The sequence below is a fragment of the Streptomyces sp. JJ36 genome (genome assembly GCF_021696945.1).
Classification (GTDB): Bacteria; Actinomycetota; Actinomycetes; order Streptomycetales; family Streptomycetaceae; genus Streptomyces.
This window is the reverse complement of record NZ_JACYHE010000052.1, coordinates 1-26666: the sequence shown is the minus strand read 5'-3', so window position 1 is coordinate 26666 and position 26666 is coordinate 1. Positions and strand designations below refer to the sequence as shown.

Annotated in this window: 24 protein-coding genes; 7 read left to right on the top strand and 17 right to left on the bottom strand. The window is 73.7% G+C overall.

Going from position 1 to position 26666, the window contains the following annotated elements:
* Positions 1 to 171: 171 nt before the first annotated feature.
* From HOY81_RS18865 to HOY81_RS18855, 3 genes are all read right to left on the bottom strand, one after another.
* Positions 172 to 1020, bottom strand: a complete 849-nt coding sequence (locus HOY81_RS18865; protein WP_237321628.1) for a carbohydrate ABC transporter permease — start codon at positions 1018 to 1020, stop codon at positions 172 to 174.
* Complete coding sequence (locus HOY81_RS18860) at positions 1017 to 1862, bottom strand: carbohydrate ABC transporter permease (protein WP_237321637.1); 846 nt, start codon at positions 1860 to 1862, stop codon at positions 1017 to 1019. Before HOY81_RS18860 ends, HOY81_RS18865 begins: the two co-directional genes overlap by 4 nt.
* 137 nt (positions 1863 to 1999) lie before the next feature.
* Complete coding sequence (locus HOY81_RS18855) at positions 2000 to 3298, bottom strand: extracellular solute-binding protein (protein ID WP_237321627.1); 1299 nt, start codon at positions 3296 to 3298, stop codon at positions 2000 to 2002.
* A gap of 205 nt (positions 3299 to 3503) precedes the next feature.
* Between HOY81_RS18855 and HOY81_RS18850 the strand changes: the two genes are divergently transcribed.
* The 4 genes from HOY81_RS18850 (at position 3504) to HOY81_RS18835 (ending at position 6740) form a co-directional block, all read left to right on the top strand.
* Positions 3504 to 4415 (top strand): DNA/RNA non-specific endonuclease, encoded by a 912-nt coding sequence (locus tag HOY81_RS18850; RefSeq protein WP_237321626.1) that lies wholly within the window; start codon positions 3504 to 3506, stop codon positions 4413 to 4415.
* Positions 4416 to 4656: 241 nt separating this feature from the next.
* Positions 4657 to 6018, top strand: coding sequence for a S8 family serine peptidase (locus HOY81_RS18845; protein WP_237321625.1), 1362 nt, complete (start codon positions 4657 to 4659; stop codon positions 6016 to 6018).
* Between the two features lie 9 nt (positions 6019 to 6027).
* Positions 6028 to 6360 (top strand): hypothetical protein, encoded by a 333-nt coding sequence (locus tag HOY81_RS18840; RefSeq protein WP_237321624.1) that lies wholly within the window; start codon positions 6028 to 6030, stop codon positions 6358 to 6360.
* A 98-nt stretch (positions 6361 to 6458) separates the two neighbouring features.
* Complete coding sequence (locus HOY81_RS18835) at positions 6459 to 6740, top strand: peptidoglycan-binding protein (RefSeq protein ID WP_237321623.1); 282 nt, start codon at positions 6459 to 6461, stop codon at positions 6738 to 6740.
* 64 nt (positions 6741 to 6804) lie between these two features.
* On the opposite strand, the gene HOY81_RS18830 is transcribed toward HOY81_RS18835, so the two are convergent.
* The 4 genes from HOY81_RS18830 to HOY81_RS18815 all read right to left on the bottom strand — a co-directional run bounded on the left by HOY81_RS18830 (position 6805) and on the right by HOY81_RS18815 (position 10178).
* A complete protein-coding gene (locus HOY81_RS18830; RefSeq protein WP_237321622.1) occupies positions 6805 to 7152 on the bottom strand; it encodes a LysM domain-containing protein in 348 nt (115 codons plus the stop codon).
* A 163-nt stretch (positions 7153 to 7315) separates the two neighbouring features.
* Entirely contained in the window at positions 7316 to 8914 is a 1599-nt protein-coding gene (locus HOY81_RS18825; protein WP_237321621.1) for a DUF6345 domain-containing protein, read from the bottom strand.
* Between the two features lie 383 nt (positions 8915 to 9297).
* Entirely contained in the window at positions 9298 to 9588 is a 291-nt protein-coding gene (locus tag HOY81_RS18820; protein WP_237321620.1) for a DUF3039 domain-containing protein, read from the bottom strand.
* A gap of 11 nt (positions 9589 to 9599) precedes the next feature.
* Positions 9600 to 10178 carry a YqgE/AlgH family protein gene (locus HOY81_RS18815; RefSeq protein ID WP_237321619.1) on the bottom strand — a complete coding sequence of 193 codons (579 nt, stop codon included), beginning with the start codon at positions 10176 to 10178 and terminating at the stop codon, positions 9600 to 9602.
* Between the two features lie 261 nt (positions 10179 to 10439).
* Between HOY81_RS18815 and murA the strand changes: the two genes are divergently transcribed.
* On the top strand, positions 10440 to 11765 hold the full coding sequence (gene murA, locus HOY81_RS18810; protein WP_237321618.1) for a UDP-N-acetylglucosamine 1-carboxyvinyltransferase: 1326 nt from the start codon (positions 10440 to 10442) through the stop codon (positions 11763 to 11765).
* Between the two features lie 135 nt (positions 11766 to 11900).
* On the opposite strand, the gene HOY81_RS18805 is transcribed toward murA, so the two are convergent.
* Both HOY81_RS18805 and HOY81_RS18800 read right to left on the bottom strand, forming a co-directional pair.
* On the bottom strand, positions 11901 to 12182 hold the full coding sequence (locus HOY81_RS18805) for an HU family DNA-binding protein (protein ID WP_237321617.1): 282 nt from the start codon (positions 12180 to 12182) through the stop codon (positions 11901 to 11903).
* Positions 12183 to 12416: 234 nt separating this feature from the next.
* Positions 12417 to 13850, bottom strand: coding sequence for an NAD-dependent malic enzyme (locus HOY81_RS18800; RefSeq protein ID WP_237321616.1), 1434 nt, complete (start codon positions 13848 to 13850; stop codon positions 12417 to 12419).
* Between the two features lie 275 nt (positions 13851 to 14125).
* Between HOY81_RS18800 and HOY81_RS18795 the strand changes: the two genes are divergently transcribed.
* Positions 14126 to 14332, top strand: coding sequence for a cold-shock protein (locus HOY81_RS18795; protein WP_237321615.1), 207 nt, complete (start codon positions 14126 to 14128; stop codon positions 14330 to 14332).
* Between the two features lie 195 nt (positions 14333 to 14527).
* Here HOY81_RS18795 and HOY81_RS18790 read toward each other — a convergent pair whose 3' ends face one another.
* The 5 genes from HOY81_RS18790 to HOY81_RS18770 form a co-directional block, all read right to left on the bottom strand.
* Entirely contained in the window at positions 14528 to 16846 is a 2319-nt protein-coding gene (locus tag HOY81_RS18790) for a UvrD-helicase domain-containing protein (RefSeq protein WP_237321614.1), read from the bottom strand.
* A 122-nt stretch (positions 16847 to 16968) separates the two neighbouring features.
* Entirely contained in the window at positions 16969 to 17691 is a 723-nt protein-coding gene (locus HOY81_RS18785) for a zf-HC2 domain-containing protein (protein WP_237321613.1), read from the bottom strand.
* Positions 17688 to 18227: a sigma-70 family RNA polymerase sigma factor gene (locus HOY81_RS18780; protein ID WP_308341115.1), complete on the bottom strand. Its 540-nt coding sequence runs from the start codon at positions 18225 to 18227 to the stop codon at positions 17688 to 17690. The genes HOY81_RS18785 and HOY81_RS18780 overlap by 4 nt, the downstream gene beginning before the upstream one ends.
* Positions 18228 to 18435: 208 nt before the next feature.
* On the bottom strand, positions 18436 to 19617 hold the full coding sequence (locus HOY81_RS18775) for a uroporphyrinogen-III synthase (protein ID WP_237321612.1): 1182 nt from the start codon (positions 19615 to 19617) through the stop codon (positions 18436 to 18438).
* Positions 19618 to 19829: 212 nt separating this feature from the next.
* On the bottom strand, positions 19830 to 21239 hold the full coding sequence (locus tag HOY81_RS18770) for a NarK/NasA family nitrate transporter (RefSeq protein WP_237321635.1): 1410 nt from the start codon (positions 21237 to 21239) through the stop codon (positions 19830 to 19832).
* A 326-nt stretch (positions 21240 to 21565) separates the two neighbouring features.
* On the opposite strand from HOY81_RS18770, the gene HOY81_RS18765 reads away from it, so the two are divergent.
* Positions 21566 to 22999 (top strand): MFS transporter, encoded by a 1434-nt coding sequence (locus HOY81_RS18765; RefSeq protein ID WP_237321611.1) that lies wholly within the window; start codon positions 21566 to 21568, stop codon positions 22997 to 22999.
* Between the two features lie 9 nt (positions 23000 to 23008).
* Here the strand turns inward: HOY81_RS18765 and HOY81_RS18760 are convergent, their stop codons facing one another.
* The 3 genes from HOY81_RS18760 to HOY81_RS18750 form a co-directional block, all read right to left on the bottom strand.
* Positions 23009 to 23992, bottom strand: coding sequence for a glycoside hydrolase family 19 protein (locus HOY81_RS18760; RefSeq protein ID WP_237321610.1), 984 nt, complete (start codon positions 23990 to 23992; stop codon positions 23009 to 23011).
* A 184-nt stretch (positions 23993 to 24176) separates the two neighbouring features.
* Positions 24177 to 25367 carry a hypothetical protein gene (locus HOY81_RS18755; protein ID WP_237321609.1) on the bottom strand — a complete coding sequence of 397 codons (1191 nt, stop codon included), beginning with the start codon at positions 25365 to 25367 and terminating at the stop codon, positions 24177 to 24179.
* Between the two features lie 157 nt (positions 25368 to 25524).
* Complete coding sequence (locus tag HOY81_RS18750) at positions 25525 to 26514, bottom strand: oxygenase MpaB family protein (protein WP_237321608.1); 990 nt, start codon at positions 26512 to 26514, stop codon at positions 25525 to 25527.
* Between the last annotated feature and the right edge of the window lie 152 nt (positions 26515 to 26666).

Sequence of the window (26666 nt, the reverse complement as noted above, 5' to 3'; positions counted from 1 at the left end):
GGGCCTTCCGGGTCTCGGGGGGCTCGGGGGGTTCCGGGGCTTTCCGTGCTTCCAGGGCCCGCGGCCCGCGACTGCCTTGTGCAGAAGGGGGGCCGGCCCGCCGGGCTTCCCGGGGCGGGGCGGCGGGCGCGGCGCGGGGAGCCGGGACGACCGCGGGCGCCCGCGCCCGGTTCAGTCCTTGACCGCTCCCCCGAGGCCCGAGACCAGCCGCCGTTGCACCGCGACGAAGAAGACCAGCACCGGGACGGTCATCACCGTCGAGGCGGCCATGACGCCTCCCCAGTCCGGCGTCTCGGTGTCGAAGAAGACCAGCAGCGCCATCGGCAGGGTGGAGTTCTCGGTGGCGCTGATGAGGAAGGACTTGGCGAACAGGAAGTCGTTCCAGGTGGAGATGAAGGAGAACACGCTGGTCGCCACCAGGCCGGGGAAGACCAGCGGGAAGAGGATCTGCCAGAGGAAGCGGGTGCGGCTCGCGCCGTCGATGAAGGCCTGTTCCTCCAGGGATTCCGGGACGGCCTTGACGAAGCCGCGCAGCATCCACACCGCGAAGGGCAGGGAGAAGGCCAGATGCGGAAGCATCAGCGAGACCAGCGAGTTGAGCGCGCCGACGTCCCGCATGAGGAAGAACAGGGGAATGGTCAGGGCCTCGATCGGTACCATCTGCGCGACCAGGAACATCACCAGCAGGCTGGTCCGGAACCGGAACCGGAAGCGGGTGACGGCGGTCGCCGCGAGAAAGGCGATCAGCGCGGAGGCGACCACCACCACGCCCGCGACCAGCAGGCTGTTGAGGAAGTAGCGCCCGAAATCCTGCTGTTCGAAAACCCGGCGGAAGGAGTCCAGCGTGGGGTGCAGGGTCCAGGGGCGGGGCTCGTCGGACTGCACCTCGCCGGCGGGTTTCACCGCGGAGAGCACCATCCAGTAGAGCGGGAAGGCGACGAGAGCCGCGACGACCAGCGCGGTGGCCTCCGCCGCCAGCCGCCGGGGCCTCCGGATCCGTGCGGCGCGTACGGTGCTCACAGTTCCGCTCCCCTCCGCCGCAGCAGCCGCAGATAGACCAGCGTGACGCCGAGCAGAATCAGCAGCATCACCACGCCGATCGCCGATCCCAGGCTGTACTGGGAGGAGGCGAAGGCCTTCTGGTAGGCGTAGACGTTGAGTACGAGATTCTGCCCGGCGATGCCTCCTCCGCCGGTCATGACGTAGATCTGGGTGAATATCTTGAAGTCCCAGATGACCGACTGGATGGTCACCACGATGAGAACGGGCCGCAGCATCGGCGCCATGACGCTGCGCCAGGTCCGCGGCACCGAGGCGCCGTCCAGCGCGGCGGCCTCCAGCACCTCGCCGGGAATGGCCCTGATCCCCGCGTAGGTGGTCACCATGACCAGCGGGAAGGAGCACCAGACGACTTCCAGGAAGACCAGGAAGAAGGCGCTGTAGCGCCCGTACGTCCAGGAGTGGTCGCCCAGTCCCAGCACCCGGTTCACCGGCCCGGACTCCGCGTCGAAGAGGAAGACCCAGACGGTGGAGCCGGTGACGGCGGGGGTGGCCCAGGCGCCCAGCGCCGCGAGCATGAGCAGCAGCCGGGGCACCGCGCGGATGCGGGTGAGCAGCACCGCGAGGCTGCAACCGACGGCGAGCGTGCCGAGCACACAGGCTGCCGCGAAGACCACGGTGGCCAACAGTACGTCCCAGAACTGCGGATCGCCGAACAGCTCGGCGTAGTTCCCGAGCCCGCGGAAGGTGGTGGGCTCGCCGCCGCTGACCTGGGCCTGGGTGTACTCCAGCAGGGAGATCAGGCCGAGCTGGTAGACGGGGTACGCGAGCAGCGCGGTCAGCACGACCAGCGCGGGTGCCAGGTAGAGCCAGGGCGTCCAGCGGCCGCGCCCGGCGGTCCGCCGGGCGGGGGCGGGACGCGGGTGGCGGCCCCGGCCCGGCGCGGGGGCTTCCGCGGCGGGCCGGGGGGCGGTGCGGGTGACGGGCCGGGCTGCGGAGGTCACCGGGCGAAGACCTCGTCCATCGCGCGTGCGGCGTCCCCGGCGGCCTCGTCCACGCTCTTCTTGCCGCTGACGATCTCCTGGAACATGACCGGCAGCACCTGGGCGGCGTCGATCTCCGCCCAGGCCGGGGTGGCGGGCACGAACTCGGCTCCGGCCTCCAGGGTGCGGATGAACGGCTCCACGAAGGGTTCCCGGGCGGCGGCCTTCTTCCGGGTGTCGCCGAAGGTCGGCAGGAAGCCCATCTCGGCGAAGAGGCGTTCCTGGGTCTCCTTTCCGGCCAGGTCCTTCAGCAGGTCGACGGCGAGGGTGCGGTGCGTGCTGCTGCGCATCACGCCGAGGTTGTTGCCGCCGGCGAAGGCGGGAGCGATCTCGCCCTCCTCGACGCCGGGGAGCGGGACGACGGCGTAGTCGCCGCGGACCTCGCCGTCCTCCATGGCCTGCCGGTTGAAGTCGCCGCCGATGACCATGCCTGCCTTGCCGCTGGTGAAGGCCTCGACGGTGTCGTTGCCGCCCATCTGGGCGCAGGTGTCGGGCGGGCAGTTGTCCTCGCCGAAGAGCGCGGTCCAGGCCTTGATGCCGCGGCGTGCGGCGGCGCTGTCGACGGCCGCGGTGAACTCGCCGCCCTGCCGGGTCGCCAGTTCTCCGCCGTGCGCCCAGAGGAACGGCAGGGCGCCGTAGGTGTAGGCGCCGCCGACCGCGAGTCCGTACATGCCGGGCTTCTCGCTGCGGATCTCACGGGCCGTCTCCGCCAGTTCGGCGAGGGTCCGGGGCGGCTTCAGCCCGAGTTCGCGGAACACGTCGGTGCGGTAGTAGAGGGCGCGCACGCCGACGAAGAAGGGCGCGCCGTAGACCTTGCCGTCGACGGTGACCGACTCCCGGGCGGTCGGGTCGGTGTCCCGCGCCGCGTCCCAGGCCTCGAACTCCTCGGTGATGTCGGCGAGTCCGCCGTCGGCGACGTAGCCGGCGGTGTCGGTGTTGCCGAACTCGATCAGGTCGGGCGCGGAGGACGGGTCGTTGAGCGCGCCCTTGATCTTCTCCGCGCGGCTGTCGACCGGGATGTACTGCACGTCCACCGAGACGCCGTCGTGCTCCTGCTCGAAGTCCGTCACGACGTCGTCGACGATCCGCTCCTTGGGCTTGTTGTTCACCTCGCGGAAGAGCCACACCCGGACGGTGCCGCTCTTCGTGTCCTCCTCGGCGCCGCCGCCGGAGGAGGACGGGGCGCAGGCGGTCGCCGTCAGGCCGGCGAGGACGAGCGCCGCCAGCGGGGCGGCGACGCGGGCGGAGAGTTTCATGGGACCCCCAGCGGCTTGGTGTTGCGCATATTGCAACGCTTGTTTCGCGCTGCACAACTGCGCAGGAGGGTATGGGCGGCGCCACTCGCCCACAAGAGGTCTCGACCAACCCGTGACCCCGGTAGGCGCTCCGTGCGACGGAACGGCGCACCGCCCCCTGCCGTCCCGAGATGCCGAGGGGAAAGAAATGTCTTAAATAGGAACTATGTGCGCTTCTCCCGGTCCGATACCCCCGGACCCCTCCCCCGGCTCCCCCGCCACCGCGACGGCCCACCGCACCGGCTACGACGAGCACTTCCTGGGCCCACGGGTGCCGCTCCCCCACCCGGTCGACAGCGGCATCGAGACGACGCTCCTGCCCTACACGCACTTCACCGTCGTGCTCCGCCCGTCCCGCAGACTGGCCCTCGCGACGACCGTGGCCGTCGACGGAGCGCGGCTGCGCGACTCCGACCGGGACAGCGAGTGGCGGCTCGACCCCCGGGCGCCCGTCACCGCCCAGGCGGGGAACGAGCTCTACCGGCAGAACCCTCTGGACCGCGGGCACCTGGTGCGGCGGCTGGACCCGGTGTGGGGCGACCGGGCGGAGGCGGAGCAGGCGGACGACGACACCTTCCACTACACCAACGCCGCGCCGCAGGCGGACGTCTTCAACCAGGGGCTGGAGCTGTGGCTGGGCCTGGAGAACCACCTCCTGGAGCACGCCGCGCGCTTCGACCGCAAGCTGGTGGTGCACACCGGCCCCGTCCTCCTCGATGACGACCCCGTGTACCGGGGCGTGCAGATACCGCTGCGGTTCTGGAAGGCCGTCGCCTTCCTCGACCGCGGGGAACTGGCCGCGACGGCCTACGTGCTGGACCAGAGCCCCGACCTGGACGACGCCCACCGGGCGCTCACCCTGGCGGAGGCCGCCGGCGACCCGCCGCCCCTGGGGGCCTTCCGCACCTTCCAGGCCCCGGTCGCGGACGTCGCCGCGGTCACCGGCCTGGACCTGGGCCCGCTGCCCGCGGCGGACCGGATGCCCGTGGACGTGACCGCGGCGCCGGGCCCGGAGCGGTGGACCCGGCTGGGCTCCCCCGAGGACATCGTCTGGCGACGGGAGGGCCCGGCCGGGTGACGCCGGTACGCACGTCCCACGGGGGGACACACCAGGCTGACGGCCTATGCCAACGGCATGTCGCCTGTTCAGCGGTGTGCGGCGACGACCCCGCCCGCCACGCTGACCTGGTCGGACCCGGCAGGCAGAGCCGGGACCGCCCGCGGGGTGCCGTCGTGCACCCCGTCCGTCACGAGATCCCCGAGCTCTCCACCTCCCGCCTGCCGCGGTCCGGGGAGCGCCGGCCGACAAGGAGCAACCCATGCGCGTGATGCTGCAGATGAGGCCCCAACCCGACGTGGTGGCAGCCGTCGTCGACCCCGCCGTCTCCACACCCCCGACCCGGGACGTGGCCGGGGATGTGCCCGGGGTCGTCCTCGACCCGGACTTCACCCCGGTCGCGGTGCCCCAGCCCGTACCGGCACGGCCCGGCGGCGACCCGCTCTCGCTGGCACAACCGCTCGACTTCTCCATGGCGCCCGAGGCCGCCTCCGTCCTGGTCCGCGGAGAGATCCAGGACTACGACGTCGCCGCCCGGCTGGCGCTGCTGGCCACCTCCCGCCCGGACATCGTCGGCATCTCCTCGGACCCGACGATCGAGACCATGCCGACCTGCGGCGGCGACGCTCCCGTCGGGGACTGGCGGGACGTCGAACGCGCCCTGTCCGACCTGCGCAACGAGGGCCTGGACGGCGCCGGGGTGCCCGTCGCCGTCGTGGACACCGGCATCAACCTCCCTCACCTCAAGCGGGTGCTGGACCGGGAGGTCGCCCTCGACGCCTCGCGCAGCTTCAAGCCCGCCGGTGTGGTGGGCGAGTTCGGCCAGTTCTCCGTGGGCCACGGCACCATGTGCGCGTTCGACGCGCTGATCGCCGCCCCGAAGGCGGAGCTGCTGGACCTGCCCGTGCTGCGGTCCACCCGCCCCGGCGGCAGCGCCATGGAGGGGCTGCTCTCCGACGCGGTCGCCGCCTTCGCCCATCTGCGCACCGTGCTCGAAGCGATGCCCGAGGAGCGGCGCGGGCTGATCGTCAACAACAGCTGGGGGTCCTTCAAACCGAGCTGGGACTTCCCGCCCGGCAACCAGGGCAACTACTCCGACAATCCCGCGCACCCGTTCAACCTCGCCGTGGCCGCCCTCGAACGGGCCGGCGCCGACGTCCTGTTCGCCGCCGGCAACTGCGGCCGGGAGTGCCCGGACGGGCGCTGCGGCTTCCCCGACCGCCCCATCAACGGCGCCAACTCGCACCCCCGCGTGCTCTCCGTCGCCGGCGTGGACACCCGCCGTGCCCGGGTCGGCTACTCCTCCCAGGGCCCCGGACGCCTCGCCGACGCCAAGCCCGACCTCAGCGCCTTCACGCACTTCGAGGGGTCCCTGGCGTTCGGCCCGGGCCGTCCGGACTCGGGCACCTCGGCCGCCTGCCCGGTCGCCGCCGGCGTCGTCGCCGCCGTACGGACGCGGATGCCCGTCCGGGAACTGTCCCCGGCCCGGATGCGCACCCTGCTCCGGCGCACGGCCGAGGACCTGGGCATGGCGGGCTACGACTACGACTACGGGTACGGCATCATCGACGCACCCGCGATCGTGGAGGCGCTGCGCCGCCGTCAGAAGAACGGCCGGCCCTAGGACGCGCCCGTGGCCGCTCAGCCCCCCACCACCCTCGTCACCGTCACCCTGCCGCCGGGCTCGACACTCCGGGACGCCCGGCGGCACCTCGAGCTCGGCGCCGAGGAGGTCGACGAGGCCTACGGCCTGGTGTCCGTCGATCCCGAGCAGCACTCGTACGCCCTGCTGGTCACCGCGGAGGCGGCCGCCCGGGTCCGCGGCCTGCCCGAGGTCCGGGGGCCGTGGGCGAACCCGAGGATCGAGCCGTTCGGCCCGCCGGCGTCCTCCCGCCGGCGGGAGGACGCCGAGAGCACCGAGGACACCGAAGCCGCCGACGACACGGCAGAAGACGACGACCGGTGACGGACGGCCGGGAGAGCGGTCACCCGCCCCCGGCCCGTCCGCCGGTCGCCCCCACCCGACGTCCAGCCCGACGTCCAGCGCAGTGAGGGAGTGAGGTCATGTCCACCACGGAACGCCGGCAGCAGCCCTGCGACCACACGAAGAGCCGGCCGACACTGCGGCGCGGCTCGGAAGGCCCCCCGGTCAGGCAGGCGCAGTGCTATCTCAACTACGCGACGACCGGGGACGACCTCGTGCAGGACGGTGTCTTCGGCCCGGTCACCGAGGCCGCCGCCCGCCGGTTCCAGCGGTGCGCCGGGATCACCGTGGACGGCGTCATCGGTGCCCAGACCTGGTCCTTTCTGACCTACTGGGCCAACTCGGCGGAGTACGTCTGCTGACCCCGCGTGGGCCCCTGTGCGGGCCCCGCACCGGGGCCCCGGTGCGGGACTCGGGTTGAGGGGCTCAGGCTGCGGCGATGGGCCGCGACTTGGCCACCAGCAGGCGCTGGCCCGGGTGGATGAGGTCCGGGTTCGCGATGTTGTTCCACTTGACGAGCTGCTCGACCGTGGTCCCGAACCGCCGCGCGATCACGGTGAGGTTGTCGCCCTCCTGGACCGTGTAGTAGGTGTCCTGCGGCGCCTCCGCCTTCGCCACGATCAGGCGCTGACCGGGGTGGATGAGGTCCGGATCGGGGATGTTGTTCCACTTGACGAGCTGCTCGACCGTGGTCCCGTACCGTCGCGCGATCACGGTGAGGTTGTCGCCTTCCTGGACCGTGTAGTAGGTGACGTTCTGTGCGTGCATGGTCATGACTCCCACCTCCGTCGGGAGTGCTCCCGGGTCTCTCCCGGGGTGCCTGATGTGTCCTGGTGAGTGCTGAGGTTGCTGAGGTCCTGGCCGGGCGGCTCTCCCGGTGCGGCCCTGCGGGCTCCGCTGCGGCGTCCCGGGGTGCGGGCCGCGCCGGGCGGCGCGGTCAGCGTGCCAGCGGGGCGGTGACCCAGCGGCGGGTGACGAAGCCGTCCTCCGGACCGACCTCGATCTGCTTGCGGGCGACGAGGTAGGCCTCGTTCCCCTCGATCTCGTAGCCCACTTCCTCCGTGCCCGGGACGTCCCGGGCCTCGGGCCGTGCCTGCGGCTCCGCGCCGCGTACGGCCAGGTCGGCGAGGAGCCGGTCCTCCTGCTCGGCGAGCGCCTCCCGGCGGTCCCGCGGGGCGGCGGCGCGGCTCGGGGCGCCGTGTCCGCCGGGTTCCGGGTCGGGAACGCTGGAGGTGAGGTGGGACGTGGTGCGCACGACCTCACGGGTGGAGACCTGCGCCGCGACCACCCGGCCGTCGTTGTCCACGGAGACCCGCACCTCGCCGCGGCCCGGCGTGATCACGGGAATGCCGGAGAAGGTCTGGCGGAACGTCACCATGGTCTCCCGGACGCGGGGTTCCTCCACCTCTCCGGACCGGGTGCCGCAGCACTCCCGCACCTCGTGCACGCTGTCCAGCACCAGGTCGGGGTAGCCGTTGCGCTCGGTGAAGGCGCGGGCCGCGGAGACGGCCTCGTCCTCCGGGACCGGGGTGGCGGCCGCCTCGGCCGGGGCCGCGAACCGGATCCAGCGGTTCGCCTGCGGGCCGGTGCCGAGGGTGCGGCCGTCCGCGGAGAAGCCCAGCACGCCCTGCCGGTCGACCGCCACCTCCTCGGGACCCGCGTGCTCCAGTCCGGCCTGTTCTTCGAGGAGCTGCACCTCGCGGTCGAGCGAGCGCGGTTCGAGCTGCACCACCTGCGGGTGCTCCGGGAGGCGCAGCGACGGCTCCCGGTGCGTACGGGCCGGGTCGTACCACCGCCAGGCCCACCACGCGTCGGAGACGTGCTCCGGCGAGAACTGCCGTTCGCGGTCGAGCCGGTCGACGGCTTCCTGCCGGGTGGCGCCGCAGGCCGCGACCGAGGGCGCCTGTGCGGTGCTGATGCGCCAGCTCGCGTCCAGCCACGCCTGGGCGAGGGTCTTCCCCTTGCGCCACTCCTGCCAGAAGTACGCGCCGTAGTTGGGGTCGTCGATGCTCACGGTCTCGAAGCCGAAAAGCATCCGGAATCCGAGGTTCGAGGCGGCCCAGGAACGGTTCGGGGTGTGACCGCCGAGCACCCGCAGCGACAGGCAGGTGGAGAAGAAGACGTAGTTGACCTTCTCGTTCCCCAGCCGCATGCGCGTCGAGCGGGCCTCGGAACGGTTGTCCCACACGCCGCCCATCGGCGCGACGAACGTACCGTCGCCGAGCATGTCGCCGTGTCCGGAATGGTAGGCGGCCAGGACCGCGTCCATCCCGTACCGGTCCTGCCAGTTGTCGAACTCCTCCTCGTACGCCCAGGTCTTGACGCCGTCGTCGGCGAACCAGAAGTTGCGTTCCCCGAACTGCTCCAGGTAGCCGAGCCAACCCAGGGCGTCCTCATGGGTGTAGCGCAACGGCGTGGCGCCGGCGAACTTCTCGATGCTGAACGCGCCCCAGCGCCCTTCCGTGGAGTCACGGGACACGGGACCGGCCGCGGGGCCCAGTGGCGCGGGGCCCCGGTCTGCATAGGCGATGCGCATGGTGGTTCCTCCGTCGTCGGTGAGATCCACCGGCGGAGACGGCACGGTCCGGCAACGGAGCCGGAACGGCCGGGAGGAAACGAGAACGCCTGTCACAGGCCCGGGAGGGCGGGCTCGGCGAAGAGAACACGAAGAGCCACAACATCGGGCCGGAACCGTGCGCGTACGCCGTCCTCCGTACCGCCGGTCCCCCGAGACCCCGTTTTCCACGGTACGCACCTGAGGCCCACCCGCAACCCCCCGCTGCACACCCCGCAGCGGCCGCGACGCACGCACCCGGCGCGGCCCGTGCGCTTCCCGGGAGGGAGCACGCGGACCGCGCCGGGTGCGTGCGGTGGGCGGGCGCCGGTCGCCGGGGCGGGCCGGGCGGCGGACCGCCGGGGCTACTTCTTGCCGTCGCCCTTGTCGCCGCCCTTGTCGCCACCGGCACTCATGGTGTCGTAGATCTCCTTGCACATGGGGCAGACCGGGTACTTCTTCGGATCGCGCCCCGGGACCCAGACCTTGCCGCAGAGCGCGACGACGGGGGTCCCGTCCAGCGCGCTCGCCATGATCTTGTCCTTCTGGACATAGTGGGCGAAGCGCTCGTGGTCGCCGTCGCCGTGCGATGTCTGCGGGGTCGGCTCGACGAGAGTGCCGGTGCCCGTCCCGCGCTCGGGCTCGAGAGTGCTCATGTGTCCCAAGCCTAATTCAGCGACGGATCGTCCGGGTACGTCGCGACCATGGCCAGTTCGCTGCGCTGGCGCCGGAGCACGGAGCGCCACAGCCGCTCCGGGTCCGGGGAGGAGACGTCACCGGGCTCGGACTCCACCACGTACCAGGCGCCCTCCTGCAACTCGTTCTCGAGCTGGCCGGCACCCCACCCGGCGTACCCGGCGAAGATGCGCAGCGAGCCCAGCTCGGCCGCGAGCAGTTCGGGCGGGGCCTCCAGGTCCACCAGGCCGATCGCCCCGTGCACCCGGCGCCACCCGAGCGGCCCCTCGTCCTCCGGCCCCTCCGCGCCCGAGGGGACCACCGCCACGCCCAGCGCCGCGTCCAGGGAGACCGGGCCGCCCTGGAAGACCACTCCGGGCTCGCCGGCGAGTCCCGCCCAGGACTCCAGGATGTCTCCCACGTCGACGGGGGTCGGCCGGTTCAGGACCACGCCCAGCGAGCCCTCCTCGTCGTGGTCGAGGAGCAGCACGACGGCGCGGTCGAAGTTCGGATCGGACAGCACCGGGGTCGCGACCAGCAACCGTCCGGTGAGCGAGGTCACCTCGGTCATGCCGCAATGATCCCGCACCCGCGCCGCTCGCGGGGAGTCAACGCTGCGATCCGGCCGCCGTGCGAGGGGCCCGCGACCTGTGGTCACCCGGCCGTGACGGTACGGGGCGGTAGGGCCGCCCCGTACGGCCTCTCCGGTGCGGACGTGGGCGGGCCGGAGCCCGGACTGCGGCCGGGTACCGGCCGAAGCGTGCGGGGACCCACCCGTGGGCCATTAGGCTTTCTCTGTCCCCAGCCCGTCTCCTTCGAAACGCGGAGATCCATGACCGGCACCGATGATGTCCTGCTCGTCCACGGCGGCACCCCGCTGGAGGGCGAGATCCGTGTCCGCGGCGCAAAGAACCTCGTGCCCAAGGCCATGGTCGCCGCGCTGCTCGGCAGCGGCCAGAGCCGGCTGCGCAACGTGCCGGACATCCGCGACGTCCGGGTGGTCCGCGGCCTGCTGCAGCTCCACGGGGTGACCGTGCGGGCGGGTGACGAGCCCGGCGAGCTGGTGATGGACCCCTCGCGGGTGGAGAGCGCCAACGTCGCCGACATCGACGCGCACGCGGGCTCCTCCCGCATCCCGATCCTCTTCTGCGGCCCGCTGCTGCACCGGCTCGGCCACGCCTTCATCCCCGGCCTCGGCGGCTGCGACATCGGCGGCCGGCCGGTGAACTTCCACTTCGACGTGTTGCGCGAGTTCGGCGCGACGATCGAGAAGCGGGCCGACGGGCAGTATCTGGAGGCCCCGCAGCGGCTGCGCGGCGCCAAGATCCGGCTGCCCTACCCCTCGGTCGGCTCCACCGAGCAGGTGCTGCTCACCGCGGTGCTGGCGGAGGGCGTGACGGAACTCTCCAACGCCGCCGTGGAGCCGGAGATCGAGGACCTGATCTGCGTGCTGCAGAAGATGGGCGCGATCATCTCGGTGGACACCGACCGCACCATCCGCATCACCGGCGTGGACCGGCTGGGCGGCTACACCCACCGCGCGCTGCCGGACCGGCTGGAGGCCGCCTCCTGGGCCAGTGCGGCGCTGGCCACCGAGGGCAGCGTCTATGTGCACGGCGCCCGGCAGCGCGAGATGATGACCTTCCTCAACACCTACCGGAAGGTCGGCGGCGCCTTCGAGATCGGCGACGAGGGCATCCGCTTCTGGCATCCGGGCGGGCCGCTGAACGCCATCGCGCTGGAGACGGACGTGCACCCGGGCTTCCAGACCGACTGGCAGCAGCCGCTGGTGGTCGCGCTGACGCAGGCCTCGGGGCTGTCCATCGTGCACGAGACGGTCTACGAGTCCCGGCTGGGCTTCACCGAGGCGCTCAACCAGATGGGGTCGCACATCCAGCTCTACCGCGAGTGCCTGGGCGGCACGCCCTGCCGCTTCGGCCAGCGGAACTTCCTGCACTCCGCGGTGGTGTCCGGGCCGACCAAGCTCCAGGGCTCCGACCTGGTCATCCCCGACCTGCGCGGCGGCTTCTCGTATCTGATCGCCGCGCTGGCGGCGCAGGGCACCTCCCGGGTGCACGGCATCGACCTGATCAACCGGGGCTACGAGAACTTCATGGAGAAGCTCGCCGAGCTCGGGGCGCAGGTGGAGCGCCCCTGAGCGTACACAGCCCGCGGGCCCCGGGCGCGGAGCGGTGCTCCGCGCCCGGGGCCCGGCAGCGCAGTGGGCGGCCACCCGTACGGGCGGCCGCCCCCGCCGCGTGCGGCGGGCCGGTGGGCCGGCCCGCGCCACGGCTCACTTGCCCTTGGCGGCTTCCTTGAGCTTGGAGCCCGGGGAGACCTTGACGCTGTACCCGGCGGCGATCTGGATGGGCTCGCCGGTCTGCGGGTTCCGCGCCGTCCGAGCGGCACGGTGGGTGCGCTCGAAGGTGAGGAAGCCGGGGATGGTGACCTTCTCGTCCCCCTTGGAGACGACCTCGCCGGTCACCTCGGCGAGGGCGGCCAGCACGGCGTCGGCGTCCTTGCGGGTCACCTCGGCGCGGTCGGCCAGAGCGGCCACCAGCTCACTGCGGTTCATAGTGTGTTACTCCCGTGTTCTTCTTGCCGATGAGGCGTGAGTCGAAGCCGATGCTGCCAGGGCCCTCGGACATTCCCCGGACCCGGGTGAAGGTTCAGACCTCGTGCCCGAAGACGCATCCTGCCCCCACCTGCGGCGGGAACGCCAATCCGGCGCCCTCCCGGCGCCCTGCCCGCAACCCTAAGGGGGCCGTACGGGTGCCGCCTCCCGCGACGCGCCGGTCCGGGGCCCGTCTCAGTCCGGCACCGGGGCCGTCGCCGACTCCCCGGCGGCCCGTGCGGCGTCCCGCACCGCCCCGGCGACCGCGCCCGAGACCTTCTCGTTGAAGACGCTCGGGATGATGTAGTTCGGGTTGAGCTCGTCCTCCAGCACCACGTCCGCGAGGGCCCGGGCGGCCGCCAGCATCATCTCGGTGTTGACGGTGCGGGACTGGGCGTCGAGCAGACCGCGGAAGACGCCGGGGAAGACCAGCACGTTGTTGATCTGGTTGGGGAAGTCGGAACGGCCGGTGGCCACCACGGCGGCGGTGCGGCGGGCCTCGGCCGGATCGACCTCCGGGTCGGGATTGGCGAGCGCGAACACGATGGCGCCCTCCGCCATGGTCGCCACGTCCTCCCCGGCCAGCACGTTCGGGGCGGAGACGCCGATGAACACGTCGGAGCCGGCCACGGCCTCCTTGAGCGTGCCGGTGACGCCCTCCGGATTGGTGTTGTCCGCGATCCAGCGCAGCGGGGAGTCGATCTCGGCGTCCACCAGGTCGGGCCGTCCGGCGTGCACCACGCCGTGGATGTCGGCGACCACCGCGTGCTTGACGCCGGCCGCCAGCAGCAGCCGCAGGATGGCCGTGCCGGCCGCCCCGGCACCGGACATGACGACCCGTACGTCCTCGATGCGTTTGCCCACCACGCGCAGCGCGTTGTGCAGCGAGGCGAGCACCACGATGGCGGTGCCGTGCTGGTCGTCGTGGAAGACGGGGATGTCGACGGCCTCCCGGAGCCGCTGCTCGATCTCGAAGCAGCGGGGCGCGGAGATGTCCTCCAGGTTGATGCCCGCGAAGCCGGGGGCGAGCGCCTTGACGACCTCCACGATCATGTCGGTGTCCTGGGTGTCCAGGCAGATCGGCCAGGCGTCGATGCCGGCGAAGCGCTTGAAGAGGGCGGCCTTGCCCTCCATCACCGGCAGCGCGGCCTTGGGGCCGATGTTGCCCAGGCCCAGCACCGCCGAGCCGTCGGTGACCACGGCGACGCTGTTCCGCTTGATGGTGAGCCGGCGGGCGTCTTCGGGGTTCTCGGCGATCTGGGTGCAGACCCGGGCGACGCCGGGCGTGTAGACCATGGACAGATCGTCGCGGTTGCGAATGGGGTGCTTCGACGACATCTCGATCTTGCCGCCGAGGTGCATGAGGAACGTACGGTCGGAGACCTTGCCCAGCGAGACGCCCTCGATCTCGCGCAGCCGCTGCACGATCTCGTCGGCGTGCCCGGTGGAGCTGGCGGCGATGGTGACGTCGATGCGCAGGCGCTCGTGGCCGGAGGCGGTGACGTCCAGACCGGTGACCGAGCCGCCCGAGGACTCCACGGCCGTGGTGAGCTGACTGACCGCGGTCCCGCCCGCGGGGACCTCCAGGCGGACGGTCATCGAGTACGAGACGCTGGGCGCCGTTGCCATGGCCGACTTCCTCTGCTTTCCCTTGTCACGATGTGCCGCGCACGCGCGCGCGACACGCCCACCAGATAGTCCCACCTACCGACAGGTACGCGGAAACCCGCTCTCCCATTCGGAAAACAGTTTCCACCATACGAGAGAAGGGTCTCCGGCAACACCCCGGCCCGTGCCGCCCCTCGGCGGAACATTGAGCCCAAATGCAGCCCAATAGGACGAAATCCGCCGGAAACACCTTAGGATCTGGCCCGCACAACCCATCCAGTCACAGGAGACCAGGCATGGCTCAGGGCACGGTCAAGTGGTTCAGCCCCGAGAAGGGATACGGCTTCATCGCGCAGGAGGACGGCGGGCCGGACCTCTTCGTCCACTACAGCTCGATCAGCGGCGACGGCTACCGCAACCTGGAGGACGACCAGCGGGTGGAGTTCGAGATCACCCAGGGGCGCAAGGGGCCGCAGGCGGAGCAGGTCCGGGTCGTGGGCTGAGCCGCCCGGAACACCCGCAAGAGAAGAGAGGCGGCACCGACCCGCCAGCTCGCCTCGCGGCAAGTGGTCGCTCGAAGCGACGATGGTTGGGCCCGGGGGCATGGTCGGGCCGGTGCCACACACAGGCTAACAAAGAGCGCCCGTACGCGACTCCCGTACGCGGCGGGCGCCCGCGGCCCCGGCGGCCCGGCGCGGTCAGTCCCGGAGCAGGTCCGGAACCCCCTGCGCGTCCGGCAGGTCACGCTCCCCGGAGACCAGCGTCAGCCGCTGCGTGGCCCGGGTGAGCGCCACATAGAGGACCCGCAGCCCCACCGGCGTCTCCTCCGCGATCTCCGCGGGCGACACCACCAGCGTCGCGTCGTACTCCAGCCCCTTGGCCTCCAGGCTGCCCAGCGCCACCACGCGGGGACCGAGCCCGGCCAGCCAGCCCCGGGCCTCCGCGCGCCGCCCCATCGGGACGACCACCCCGACCGTGCCGTCCACCTCCGCCAGCAGCCGGTGCGCCTCCTCCCGGACGGCCGTGCCGAAACGGTCCTCCCGGGCCACGGTGAACCGCGGCTCCAGGCCGGTGGAGCGGACCGCCTCCGGCGGGGCCACGCCCGGCATCGCGAGGGCCAGCACCCGGTCGGCCAGGGCGGCGACCTCCGCCGGGTTGCGGTAGTTGACGGTCAGTTCGAAACGCCGCCGCGGCCGGCTGCCCAGCACCTCGTCCCGGGCGACGGCGGACTCGTCCGGGTCGGTCCACGAACTCTGCGCCGGGTCGCCCACGACGGTCCAGGTCGCCTGCCGGCCGCGCCGACCGACCATCCGCCACTGCATCGGAGTGAGGTCCTGGGCCTCGTCGACGATGACATGGGCGTAGTCGGTGCGCTCCTCCGCGAGCCGGTCCGCCCGCGCCCGGCGGGGGGCGTTCCGGTCGGCGGCCGTGGTCACCTCGGCCACGCCCAGCTCGGCCAGCAGGTCCTCCTCGGTCGGCGGCTTCTCCCGCGGCGGCGTGCCGAGGAGCTGCTGCAACTCGTCCAGCAGGGCGACGTCGTGCACCGACAGCGGCCCCTCCCCCGCCGCATCAAGCCGGCGCAGCGAACCGGCCAGGGTCCGCACCTCCTCACCACGCAGCACCCGCCGCGCCCAGCCGGCCAGCGCCCGCTCGTCGGCCAGGGCGGCGAGCACCCGGCGCGGCGTCAGCTCCGGCCACCAGGCGGTCAGGAAGTCCCGGAACTCCGGCTCGGCCGACACGTCCTCGTCGAAGCCCTCGCGCGCCTCCGCGGCCAGCTCCGGGTCGTCCGGGTAGCGGCCGGCCGCCCCGGACTTCTCCCAGAGCGCGTCCAGCAGCAGCCGGCGCGCCCGCGGCCGCATCAGGTTCACCGGCGCGGTGCCGCCGAGCACCTGCTGCCGTACCCGGGCCAGTTCCCCGGCCTCCAGCCGTACGCTCCGCCCGAAGGCCACCACCCGCAGCCGCTGCGGCACCTCGCCGAGCTCCAGCGCGCCGCGCGCCGCCTTGCGCAGCACCTTCGCCATCCGCACCGAGCCCTTGACCCGGGCCACGGGCTGCTCGTCGTACGCGGTCGCCTCGGCACCCTCCACCAACGAGCCCAGCGCCCGGATCGCCACCTGACCCTCCTCGCCGAGCGAGGGCAGCACGCCCTCGGTGTAGGCGACGAGCAGCGGGGTCGGGCTGACCACCAGGATGCCCCCGGCGTAGCGCCGCCGGTCCTGGTAGAGCAGGTAGGCCGCGCGGTGCAGGGCCACCGCGGTCTTGCCCGTCCCGGGGCCGCCCCCCACCTCGGTGACGGAGGCCGCGGGCGCCCGGATGACCTCGTCCTGCTCCGCCTGGATGGAGGCGACGATGTCCCGCATGGCGTGGCCGCGGGCGCGGCCCAGCGCGGCCATCAGGGCGCCGTCCCCGACGACCGGCAGCTCGGTGCCGCCGAGGCGGGGACGCAGCCCGGGCCGGAGCAGGTCGTCCTCGACGCCCAGCACCCGGCGGCCCTTGCTGCGGATCACCCGGCGGCGCACCACCCGCCCGGGGGCGACCGGGGTGGCACGGTAGAACGGGGCGGCGGCGGGGGCCCGCCAGTCGATCACCAGCGGGGAGTAGCCGGCGTCCAGCACCCCGATCCGGCCGATGTGCAGGGTCTCGGCGATGTCCGCGGTGCCGTCCGCGCGCACGGCGTCCTCGGCGGGCTCGACGGAGGTGTAGGCGCCGTCCGGGCCGCGCGCGGCGTCCTTGCCGTCGAGCAGGTCGATCCGGCCGAAGACGAAGTCCTCGTACTCGCTGTTCAGGCGGTTCAGGTGCACTCCGGCCCGGAACACCTGGGCGTCCCGTTCGGCCAGTGCTCCCGGGGTTCCCACCTGCGCACGCCGGGCGGCGTCGTCCATGAGGAACTCCGCCTCGTGGATCTTCTCCGTCAGCCGCCGGTAGACCCGGTCGAGGTGCTGCTGCTCGGCGCGGATCTCCCGCTCCCGGACGCCCTCGGGCTCCGTGACCTGCCCGGCCGTGTCGTGCGCTCCCACCGCGGCCCCCTTCTCTCAGCTCAGGGCAGCCGTCCACCGTACGCGACGCAGGCCCCGGTGCGCACGTACCGGCGGGCCCGGGGGCGCCGGGGCGGTACGACGGGCGGGCAGGGGGCGGGCGGTCAGAGCGGGATGGTCGCCAGCCGTTCGCCGTCCAGGTCGCGGACCTCGAAGCGGTCGATCCGCTCCGGCGGCAGGGCCGCCCCGCCCTGGATGAAGAGCGGCTCCGACCAGCGGGTGCCCTCGATGCCGTAGCCGTACGGCGGCACCGACCAGCTCGACACGGTCAGTCGCTCGCCGTCCTCGCCGACGGCGATCAGGTCGCAGGCGCGCGGGCCACGGAGATTGCCCAGCCGCAGGGTGACATGGGTGCCCCAGGCCCGGGACTCCACGGCCACGGTGGCGTCCGCCGGGGTGGCGGGGTCGGTGTCGGAGAACTTCTCGCCCCGTTCGAAGGCCGTGCGGACCGCCTGGGCGGGGGTGCTGTTCTCGTCCTGCCACATCACCAGCGGCACCGCCGTCCCGCCGGCCACCAGCACCGCGGCGGCGACCACGGAGAGCACCCGGCGTCGCCGGCTCTGCCGGCGGCGCGCCGCGACCTGGGCGAGCAGCCGGGGCAGCAGGGCGGGGTCGGGCCGGGCCGTGGGGTCGTACACGGGGTCCTGCGCCACCTCGTCCAACACGGCGCCCACCCCGAGCAGCGACTCCAGCTCGGCGCCGCACCAGCCGCACTCGGCGAGATGCTCCTCGAAGCGGCTCGCCTCGGCGTCGCTGAGCAGGCCCAGCGCGTAGGCGCCGACGTCGGTGTGACGGTCCTGCCCCTCGGGCAGGCTCGGCGATGTCATGGAGTCACCCCCCGTTCCTCGAGCGCGAGGCGGAGCGACCGCAGCGCGTAGAAGACCCGTGACCGCACCGTGCCGGGCGGCACCCGGAGCACTTCGGCGGCCTCGTTGACGGTACGCCCCGTGAAGTAGGTCTCGACCAGCGCCTGCCGGTGCGCCTCGGTGAGGTCGCCCAGCGCCTCGCTGATCATCATGGTGCGCAGCGCGCGGTCGATCTCGTCGGCGGCCGGCACGGACTCCAGCGGGCCCGGGTCCACCTCGCGGGGCCGGGCCCGGCGGCTGCGGTGTCCGTCGATGACGATCCGCCGGGCCACCGTGACCAGCCACGGCCGCACGGAGCCGGTGGCCCGCCCGAGCTGCTCGGCGTTGCGCCAGGCCCGCAGCAGCGTCTCCTGCACGACGTCCTCGGCCCGGTGCCGGTCACCTGCCACCAGCCGCAGCACGAAGGCGTACAGCGGAGCGGCATGCTCGTCGTACAACGCCCGCATGAGCGCGTCCTCTTGCGCCGCCCTGTCCCTCACGACGGCATCCTTTCGCACGCGCCACCTCCGGTCGAGAGCCTGAGCCCGACCGGAGATACGGAAGGGGCGCCCGGTGCGTTCACCGCCGGCCGGAGAGAGCGCGCAGACCCCGGGACAAGCGGGAGGCGGACCGCTGCCGGGCGCCGGCCTCGCCCGGGCCGCCGCGCGGCCGTACCGCGGCGGGCCCGGTCCCGGGGCGGTCGGCCCCGGCGGTCAGTCCCGGCGGTCAGTCCCGCAGGGCGGAGGTCTGCGCGGCGGGCACCGGGGGCTCGTCCCCGGCGCCGTACTTGGTGCTGTCCGCGGCCGGGTCCAGGGCCAGCCGGTAGCCGCGCTTGACCACGGTCTGGATCAGCCTCGGCACGCCCAGCGCGGCGCGCAGCCGGGCCATGGCCGTCTCCACGGCGTGCTCGTCGCTGCCCGCGCCCGGCAGCGCCCGCAGCAGCTCGGCGCGGGAGACGACCCAGCCCGGTCGCCGGCCCAGGGCCCGCAGCAGCGCCATGCCGGCGGGCGGCACGGAGCGCAGCTCCCCGTCGACGACCACCGCGTGCCCCCGCACCTCGACCTGGTGCCCGGCGAGCGGCAACGGGCGGACCCGTCCCGGCAGCTCGGTGCAGAGCAACTGCACCAGCGGGCCCAGCCGGAACCGCTCCGGCTGCACCGTCGGCACGTCCTCGCCCTCCAGCGGGAGGGCGGTCACCGGCCCGACGCAGGCGGGCAGCACCTCGCCGCGGAGCGCGGCCAGCAGCTCCTCCCGCACGCCGAGCTCCCCGGCGCGCCGCAGCAGCGAGGAGGCGGCGGGGGCGCTGGTGAAGGTCACCGCGTCCAGGGCGCGCGAGGTCACCGCGTCGATCAGCCGGTCCACGGGGGTGAGGTCCTCGGGCGGCATCCAGCGGTAGACGGGCACGACGACGACCTCGGCGCCCGCGGCGCGCAGGCTCTCGCAGAAGCCGGGCAGCGGCTCGCCGTGGAGCTGGAGGGCGACCCGGCGGCCGCGCACGCCCTCCTCCAGCAGCCGGTCCAGCACCTCGGCCATCGACTCGGAGGCCGGCGACCACTCCTCGCGGAGCCCCGCGGCCCGTACGGCGCCGCGCACCTTGGGCCCGCGGGCCAGCAGCTCGGCTCCGGCCAGCCGTTCCCGGAGCGCGTCGCCGAGGCCCCAGCCGTCGGCGGCCTCGACCCAGCCGCGGAAGCCGATCGCCGTGGTGGCCACCACCACGTCGGGCGCCTCCGCGAGCAGCCGCTCGGTGCCGGTCAGCAGCTCGCGGTCGTCGGCGAGCGGCACGATGCGCAGCGCCGGGGCATGCATCACCTGGGCGCCGCGCCGCTCGAGCAGACTGCCCAGCTCCTCGGCGCGGCGCGCCGCGGTGACGCCCACCGTGAAACCGTCCAGTGGCTTGATGGCGTTCATGCGCTCCTCGTCGCTGTCGTCTCGCCGGCCCCCGGGCCGGTGCCGTCCCGTACGGCCCGGCCGTCCGGCCGGTCGTCCACGCGACCGGACCGGGACCGCCCCGGGGTCCACCATGTCAAGGCCCCGTGACGGTCCCGGTTCGCCGGCATTTCCCCAGTGTTACGCCTCCGGACGGGCCGGTGCCGTGCACCCCTCCCCGGGGACGGCGCTCGTCACACCTCGGCGTACGCGGGCTGCCGCTCGCCGGCCGCGTCCGCCGCCCCGGTCCGGGCGCCGCCCGCGGCGACCGTGCGGCCGCGGGCACGGCCGGCCGTACGCCGCAGGTACACGATCCAGGTGACCGCGCAACAGAGCACGTAGTAGCCGAGGAAGGCCACGAAGGCGCCGGTGCCGTCGCCGGAGCTCAGGAAGGACTGCCGCAGCGCGAGGTTGATGCCGAGCCCGCCGAAGGCGCCGACCGCGCCGATCAGCGCCATGGAGGCGCCGGAGAGGCGGCGCGCGTACACGGCGGCCTCCTCGCCGGTCAGCCCGCGGGTCTCCGCCTGCGCCCGGAAGATGCCCGGGATCATCTTGTACGTGGATCCGTTGCCGAGGCCGGTCAGCACGAAGAGGACGATGAAGCCGGCGATGAACAGGGCCAGCGAGGCGCTCAGCGAGGCGGCGACGACCAGCCCGGAGGCGCCCACCATCAGGACGAAGGTGGCCAGCGTGACCCGGGCGCCGCCGAGCCGGTCCGCGAGGTGCCCGCCGACCGGGCGGATCAGCGAGCCGAGCAGGGGGCCGACGAAGGTCAGCGAGGCGGCCTGCAGCGGCGTCCGGTCGAACTGGGTCTGCAGCACCAGCCCGAAGGCGAAGCTGTAGCCGATGAACGACCCGAAGGTGCCGATGTAGAGGAAGGCCATGATCCAGGTGTGGCGGTCCCGGGCGGCCTCCCGTGCGGCGCCGGAGTCCTTCCGGACGGGGCCCAGGTTGTCCATGTAGCGGGCGCTGCACACGGTGGCCGCGACGATCAGCGGGAGGTAGAGGGCGAGCAGCAGGCGCGGGTGCCCGGCGCCGGCGGCGGCGATGATGCCCAGGGCGACGAGCTGCACCACGGCGACGCCGATGTTGCCGCCGCCCGCGTTCATGCCCAGCGCCCAGCCCTTCAGGCGCAGCGGGTAGAAGCTGTTGATGTTGGTCATGGAGGAGGCGAAGTTCGCCCCGCCCACGCCGGTGAGCACGGCCACCGCCATGAAGGCGGTGTACGAGGTCCCCGGCTCCATGATCACCAGCAGGGCGGTGGTGGGGACCAGCAGCAGGCCGGCGCTGAAGACCGTCCAGTTCCGGCCGCCGAAGCGCGCCACCGCGAAGCCGTACGGCACCCGTAGCGCGGCGCCGACCAGTGAGGCCACGGCCACCAGGGTGAACTTGCCGGCCGGGTCGATCCCGTACTCCGGGCCCATGAAGAGGGCCAGCACGGAGAACATGCTCCACACCGAGAAGCCGATGTGCTCGGAGGTCACGGAGAAGGTCAGGTTGCGGCGGGCCACCCGGCGGCCCTCCGCCTCCCAGAACGCCTCGTCCTCCGGGTCCCACCGCTCGATCCAGCGTTTCCCGCTGCGTGTACTCGTCGCTTCCGTCACTGCACCCACGGCGCCTCGCCTCCCGGCCACGTATGAGGTTCGGCGCCGACGCTAGGACCAGCAGATTTCCCCGCTGTGCTGCCGGGTGACGACGGCGAAACCGTGCGCTCACCCGGCTCCCGCGGAGGCGGTGAGCGCCCGCGGCGCCGGGTGTGCCGCTCCCGCCCCGACCGCGGGCCCGCGGGATGCGCGGCGCCGCACCTCGCGGGGCGCCCCGGCGGCACGGCGGCACGGCGGCAGGCCGCACGGGAACGGCCGTCGGCACCCGCGGGGCCGGTGCCGAAAAGCAGTTGGCGGCGTGCGGGCGGCTCCGTGAGGGTGGGAGCATGCCGCGCTCCCCGCTCCCCGCCCGTCCTCCGGCCGCCTCCCCGCCCGCCTCCCCGCTGCTCACCGTGAGCGGCGACCGCCTGATCGCGGTGGACCGGGCGCCCGGCCCGGGTGCCCGGCGGCCGCGGGGCCGAAAGCCCTCGGGCCGGCCGCACCCGTTCGCGCCGTACGCGCGGCTCTTCGCGGTGCCCGGCGCCACCGCCTTCACCGTGTGGAACCTGGTCGCGCGGCTGCCGATGGGCATGTTCGGCGTCGCCGCGGTCATGATGATCGCCGGGCAGCGCGGCTCGTACGCGCTCGCCGGGGCGGTCACGGCGACCGGCCTGGCGGCCACGGCCGTGGTCGCCCCGCTGACCGCGCGGCTGGTGGACCGGCACGGGCAGGCCCGGGTGGTGGTGCCGGCCGCGAGCCTGGCGGCCGCGGGCTCGCTGGCGCTGGTGCTGTGCGTGCGCCAGGACGCCCCGGCCTGGACGCTGTTCGCCGCCCACGCGGCGACGGCGACCACGCCCAACACCGGCGGCATGGCACGGGCACGCTGGGCCCACCTGCTCCGGGACGACCCGGCCGCCCGGCACACCGCCAACTCCTTCGAGCAGGCCGCCGACGAGCTCTGCTTCATGCTGGGCCCGGTGCTGGCCGCGCTGCTGTGCACCGCGCTCTTCCCGGAGGCCGGAACGCTCACCGGTGCCGTGCTGCTGATCACCGGGACGCTGCTGTTCGCGGCGCAGCGCCGCACCGAGCCGCCGGTGGCGCCCCGCACCGCCGCGGGGCGGCGGCGGTCACCCGCGCTGCTGCCGGGGATGCCGCCGCTGCTCGTGACCTTCCTGGCCACGGGCGCGGTGTTCGGCTCGCTGGAGGTGGTGACACTGGCCCATGCGGACGGGCTCGGGCACACCTCCCTGGGCGGTGCGGTGCTGGCCCTGCAGGCGGCGGGCTCGGCGCTGGCGGGGCTGGCGTTCGGCGCGCTGCGGCCGCGCGGCCCGGTGCGCCGCCGGTTCGCGGGATGCGTGGCGGCGATGGCCGTCCTGATGACGTTGCCGCTCGCGGCCGCGGCGAGCGGCAGTTTGGCGGTGACGGCGGGCGCGCTGCTGCTGGCGGGCGGCGCCACCGCGCCCACGATGGTCACGGGCATGACGCTGATCCAGCGCCGCACCCCGGCCGAGCGGCTCAACGAGGGGATGACGCTCGCGGTGACCGCCCTGCTCGGCGGCGTCGCCGCCGGTTCGGCCGCGGGCGGCTGGGCGGTGCAGCAGACGGGGCCCGAGGGCGGCGTGGCCGCCGCGTACGGGGTGCCCCTCGCCGCCGCGGCGCTGGCGGCCGCCTGCGCCGCGGCGGGGGCCGGGTCCCGCGGGGGCCGGGACCGTACGGGTTCCGGTGGGCCCGGCGGCCGGACCGGGGACTCATCCGGGTCGGCCGCCGGGGTGCGGGGCTGAGCGGGACGCTCAGCAGCTCAGGTTGCCCCCCGTGGTGGTGCCGAGAATGCCGGTGAAGTGCCGGAACGTGTCGATGCGGCTCTGCACCTGGCCGGGGTTGCCGCCGTCGCACTCCAGCGCGCCGTTGATGGCGCGGATGGTCTCGCCGAAGCCGTGGCCGCCGACGATGGCCTGGTGTGCGGGCATGGTGCCCGGGCCGGACTGGGTCATCCAGTACCAGAGGGCGGTCTTCCAGGCGACGGCCGGGTCGTTCTCCACCAGCCAGGGGTTGTTCAGCAGGTCGATGCCCAGGGCGTCGCCGGCCGCCTTGTAGTTGAAGTTCCAGCTGAGCTGGATGGGGCCGCGGCCGTAGTAGGCGGCGTTCCCCGCGGGGCACCCGTAGGGCTGCCCGGAGTCGCAGTAGTGCGGGTAGTTGGCCTCGTTCTGCTCCACGATGTGGACCAGGCCGCCGGTCTCATGGCTGACGTTCGCCAGGAAGGCCGCGGCCTCCCGCTTCTGCACGGTGTCGCTGCCGGTGTTCGCGAAGGCCGGGTACGCCGAGGTGGCGTCGATGAGCCCCTGGTACGTGTAGAAGGAGTTGCGGTTCGGGAACATCTGGTTGAACTGCGCCTCGCTCACCACGAAGCCGGAGGGGTCGGGCTCGGGGTCGGGATCGCCGCCGGAGCCGCAGGAGCCCTGGTCGGCCCAGACGCCCCACTGACCGGTGGTGCCCGGTGTCTCGCCCCGGGTCCACCACTTGGCCTGCCAGTTGTGACCGGCGTGCGAGACGGTGTCGCCCTGGGTGTAGACGGCCCCGGAGCTCCAGGGGGCCGCACAGGCGGCGGCGGAGGCGGTGGCCGCCGGCACCACCACGGCGAGGGACCCGAGCAGGGCGGACAGGGCGAGCAGGGCCCGCAGCCGGGTGCCGACGAGGCGGCGCAGGAGCCCCCGGAGGCCGGGGGCGGAGGGGCGGACAGGGGCGCCTCTGCCGTGCTGACTGCGCTCCTTCAACATGACTCACTCCTTCACGCGGCCCGGGGCCGCGAGGTGGGGAAGGGTGTTGACAGGGAACAGTCAATTACCTTGGTCTACACCAGTCAAGGTTCAGACCAATACTCGCGCACGATCCGCGCCCCGTCCGCGGCCGCCCCGCCCCGTGGCCCCAGGCGGGGGCGGCCGCGGACGGGGCGGCACCGGCTCAGGAAGCGGTGTGCTCCTCGCGCTGCGTGTCGCGCGCGTCCTCGTCGTCCGCACGGGCGCGGTTGCGCGCCTGGCGCTGGTTCTCCCGGCGGCTGTACGTGGCCTGGCGCACCGCCTCTTCACCTTCCAGGCTGGAGCCGAGAGCGCCCGCCACGATGCCCATGGAGCTCGCCAGCCACACCAGGGTGGCGTAGTCGCCGAAGCCCGCGGGGTGGCCCAGCCGGGACTGCAGAAAACCCAGGTCGATGACCGCGGACGCGGTGAGCAGCGCCAGCCCGTAGAGCATCAGGTACATGCAGCCCACACCGATCACCAGGGTGAGGACGGTGGACAGGTTGTAGAGCACCGCCTCACCTGGGCGGGGGTGTCCGGAAGGGCGGTCCCACAGATCGTTGTAGAGGAGGAGCCACAGCACCATGACGGCGATCGCGACCGCGCTGATCACCCCCAGCCGCCAGTGCGGCAGGGCGTCGGCCATGCTCCAGATGCTGGGGTAGAAGATGCCGAACGCCGCCGTCGCCGCCGCGGCGGCGGTGGCCCCCGCCAGGTGGGGGACCAGCCGCCACGGGCGGTTGTCGCGCACCATGCCGGCCAGGAGCCGGAACCGGCCGCGCAGCCCGGTCAGCCCCAGATGGAAATCGATCCTCTCCTCCGGCGACGTGTGGTGCCGGAGCGGGGCGAGCCGGGCACTGAGCCGTCCGGTGGCCCCCCGATAGGGGTCGGGAAGACGCTCGGCGGCGAGGCCCAGCCGGTCCCGGGCCACATGCCCGATGACGTGCACCAGCAGCCCCCGCAGCCGGGCCCGCAGCCGGAACCCGCCGCCGAGGGCGGGCAGGGAGACCAGCGCGGCCTGCTGCGAGGTGCTGACGTCCGCCAGGATCGGCTGCGTGCCGGACCGCCGCGGCAGGTCGGTGATCAGGACCACCATGTCCCAGCCGTGGCGGTCCTGGTACTCCTCGGCCGCGGTCAGCATCGGGAGCACCCCCTCCTCGTCGAGGAGCAGCTCGTCGCAGAACGTCTCCACCCGCCAGTCGAAGCGGCCCCCCAGGTCACGCCCCAGCAGCTCGGGAAGGCCCCGGGTCGCCGCGCGCGCCACCGCAGCGGGCAGTCCCGGGTCGGTGACGACCCCGACCTGCATCGTCCTCGTCCCGCTCGCCGCCGCCACGTCACCCCGGTTCCCGGCCGCCATGCGCCGCCCTCTCCTCGCCTCGTTCCTCCTCCTGGGAGCGGCGCGTCACGCCGCCGGGCTCCGGTGTGCCCCGTCGTACCCGCACTATCCCTGCCGGGGGCGGAAGGGCTGCCGCGGCCTGCACCCGAGGACGGCCCGGCACGCCCCCGGCAGACGCTCAGTCGCCGGGGAGACCGGGAGCTCCGGGAGGACCGGAACCGTCCGGAACGTAGTGCTGCGGCAGCCGGCGCCGGTGGACGGGCGGCAGGTTGCGGTCCGGGGTCTCCGCGGGCGGGGCGGACGCGGGGCGTCTCCCCGCCTCGCGCTGCCAGCCGGCGCGGGCCCGCGGGTGGTAGCGGCGGGCGGGCGGCACCAGCTTCCAGGCGTGGTGCAGGGCCCGGCCGAAGAGCCGCAGCCGCCGCTCGTCCCGTGCGGTCCAGCGGTAGCCCAGCCGCTCCCGGACCGCGGGCGGGAAGAGGCCCACGGTCAGCCAGCGCATGAACCGCGCCTGCGGGCGGCGCAGCAGCCGCCAGGCCCACTGCGGCAGCCGGGACAGCACGGGCGGGCGGGCGATGCGCCCGATGTCCAGCACCTGCCGTGCCGGGCGGTTGTCCTCCAGCACCTCGGCGGCCGTCCGGTCCCAGTAGCGCCGGAACTCCTCCCAGCTCGCGGGGACCGGGCGCATGCTCACCCCGTAGAGCCGGTACCAGCGGACATGCTCCGCGAAGAGCTGTCGCTTCTCCGCCTCGCTCAGGCCCGGGCCCAGCCGGTCCCCGACCAGCACGGTGAGCATGAAGAAGGTGGCGTGGGCCCAGTAGAAGGTGTCCGGATCCAGGGCGTGGTACGGGCGGCCGTACCGGTCGGTGCCGCGGATGGTGTCGTGGTAGCGGCGGACCCGGCGGGCCGTCTCCGCGGCACGCGGGCCGTCGTAGACCACGCCGCCGATGGGGTAGAGGGAGCGCAGCAGCCGCTGCCAGCGCTCCTCGAAGAAGTGGGAGTGCTCGGCGACGCCGGCGCCGAGCTGCGGGTGCATGTTCTGCAGGGCGCCCGCCCAGGGGGCGAGCAGAAGGCCCCGCCAGTCGCCGAAGTAGCGCCAGGTGAGAGAGTCCGGACCCAGCGGCTCGACGGGGTCCGCGTCTGCCGTGTCCAGGGCGTCACGCTGTGCCATCGCCCGCTCCCTTCGGGGACCAGCACTCGCTGTCATCCCCAGCCTACGGGTGCGGGGTGGCGCGGGGGTGCGGGGTGGCGCGGGGGTGCGGGTGGCGCAGCCCCCGCCACGCGAGGCGCAGCCTCGCAGACACGACGAAGGCGACGCGGCCC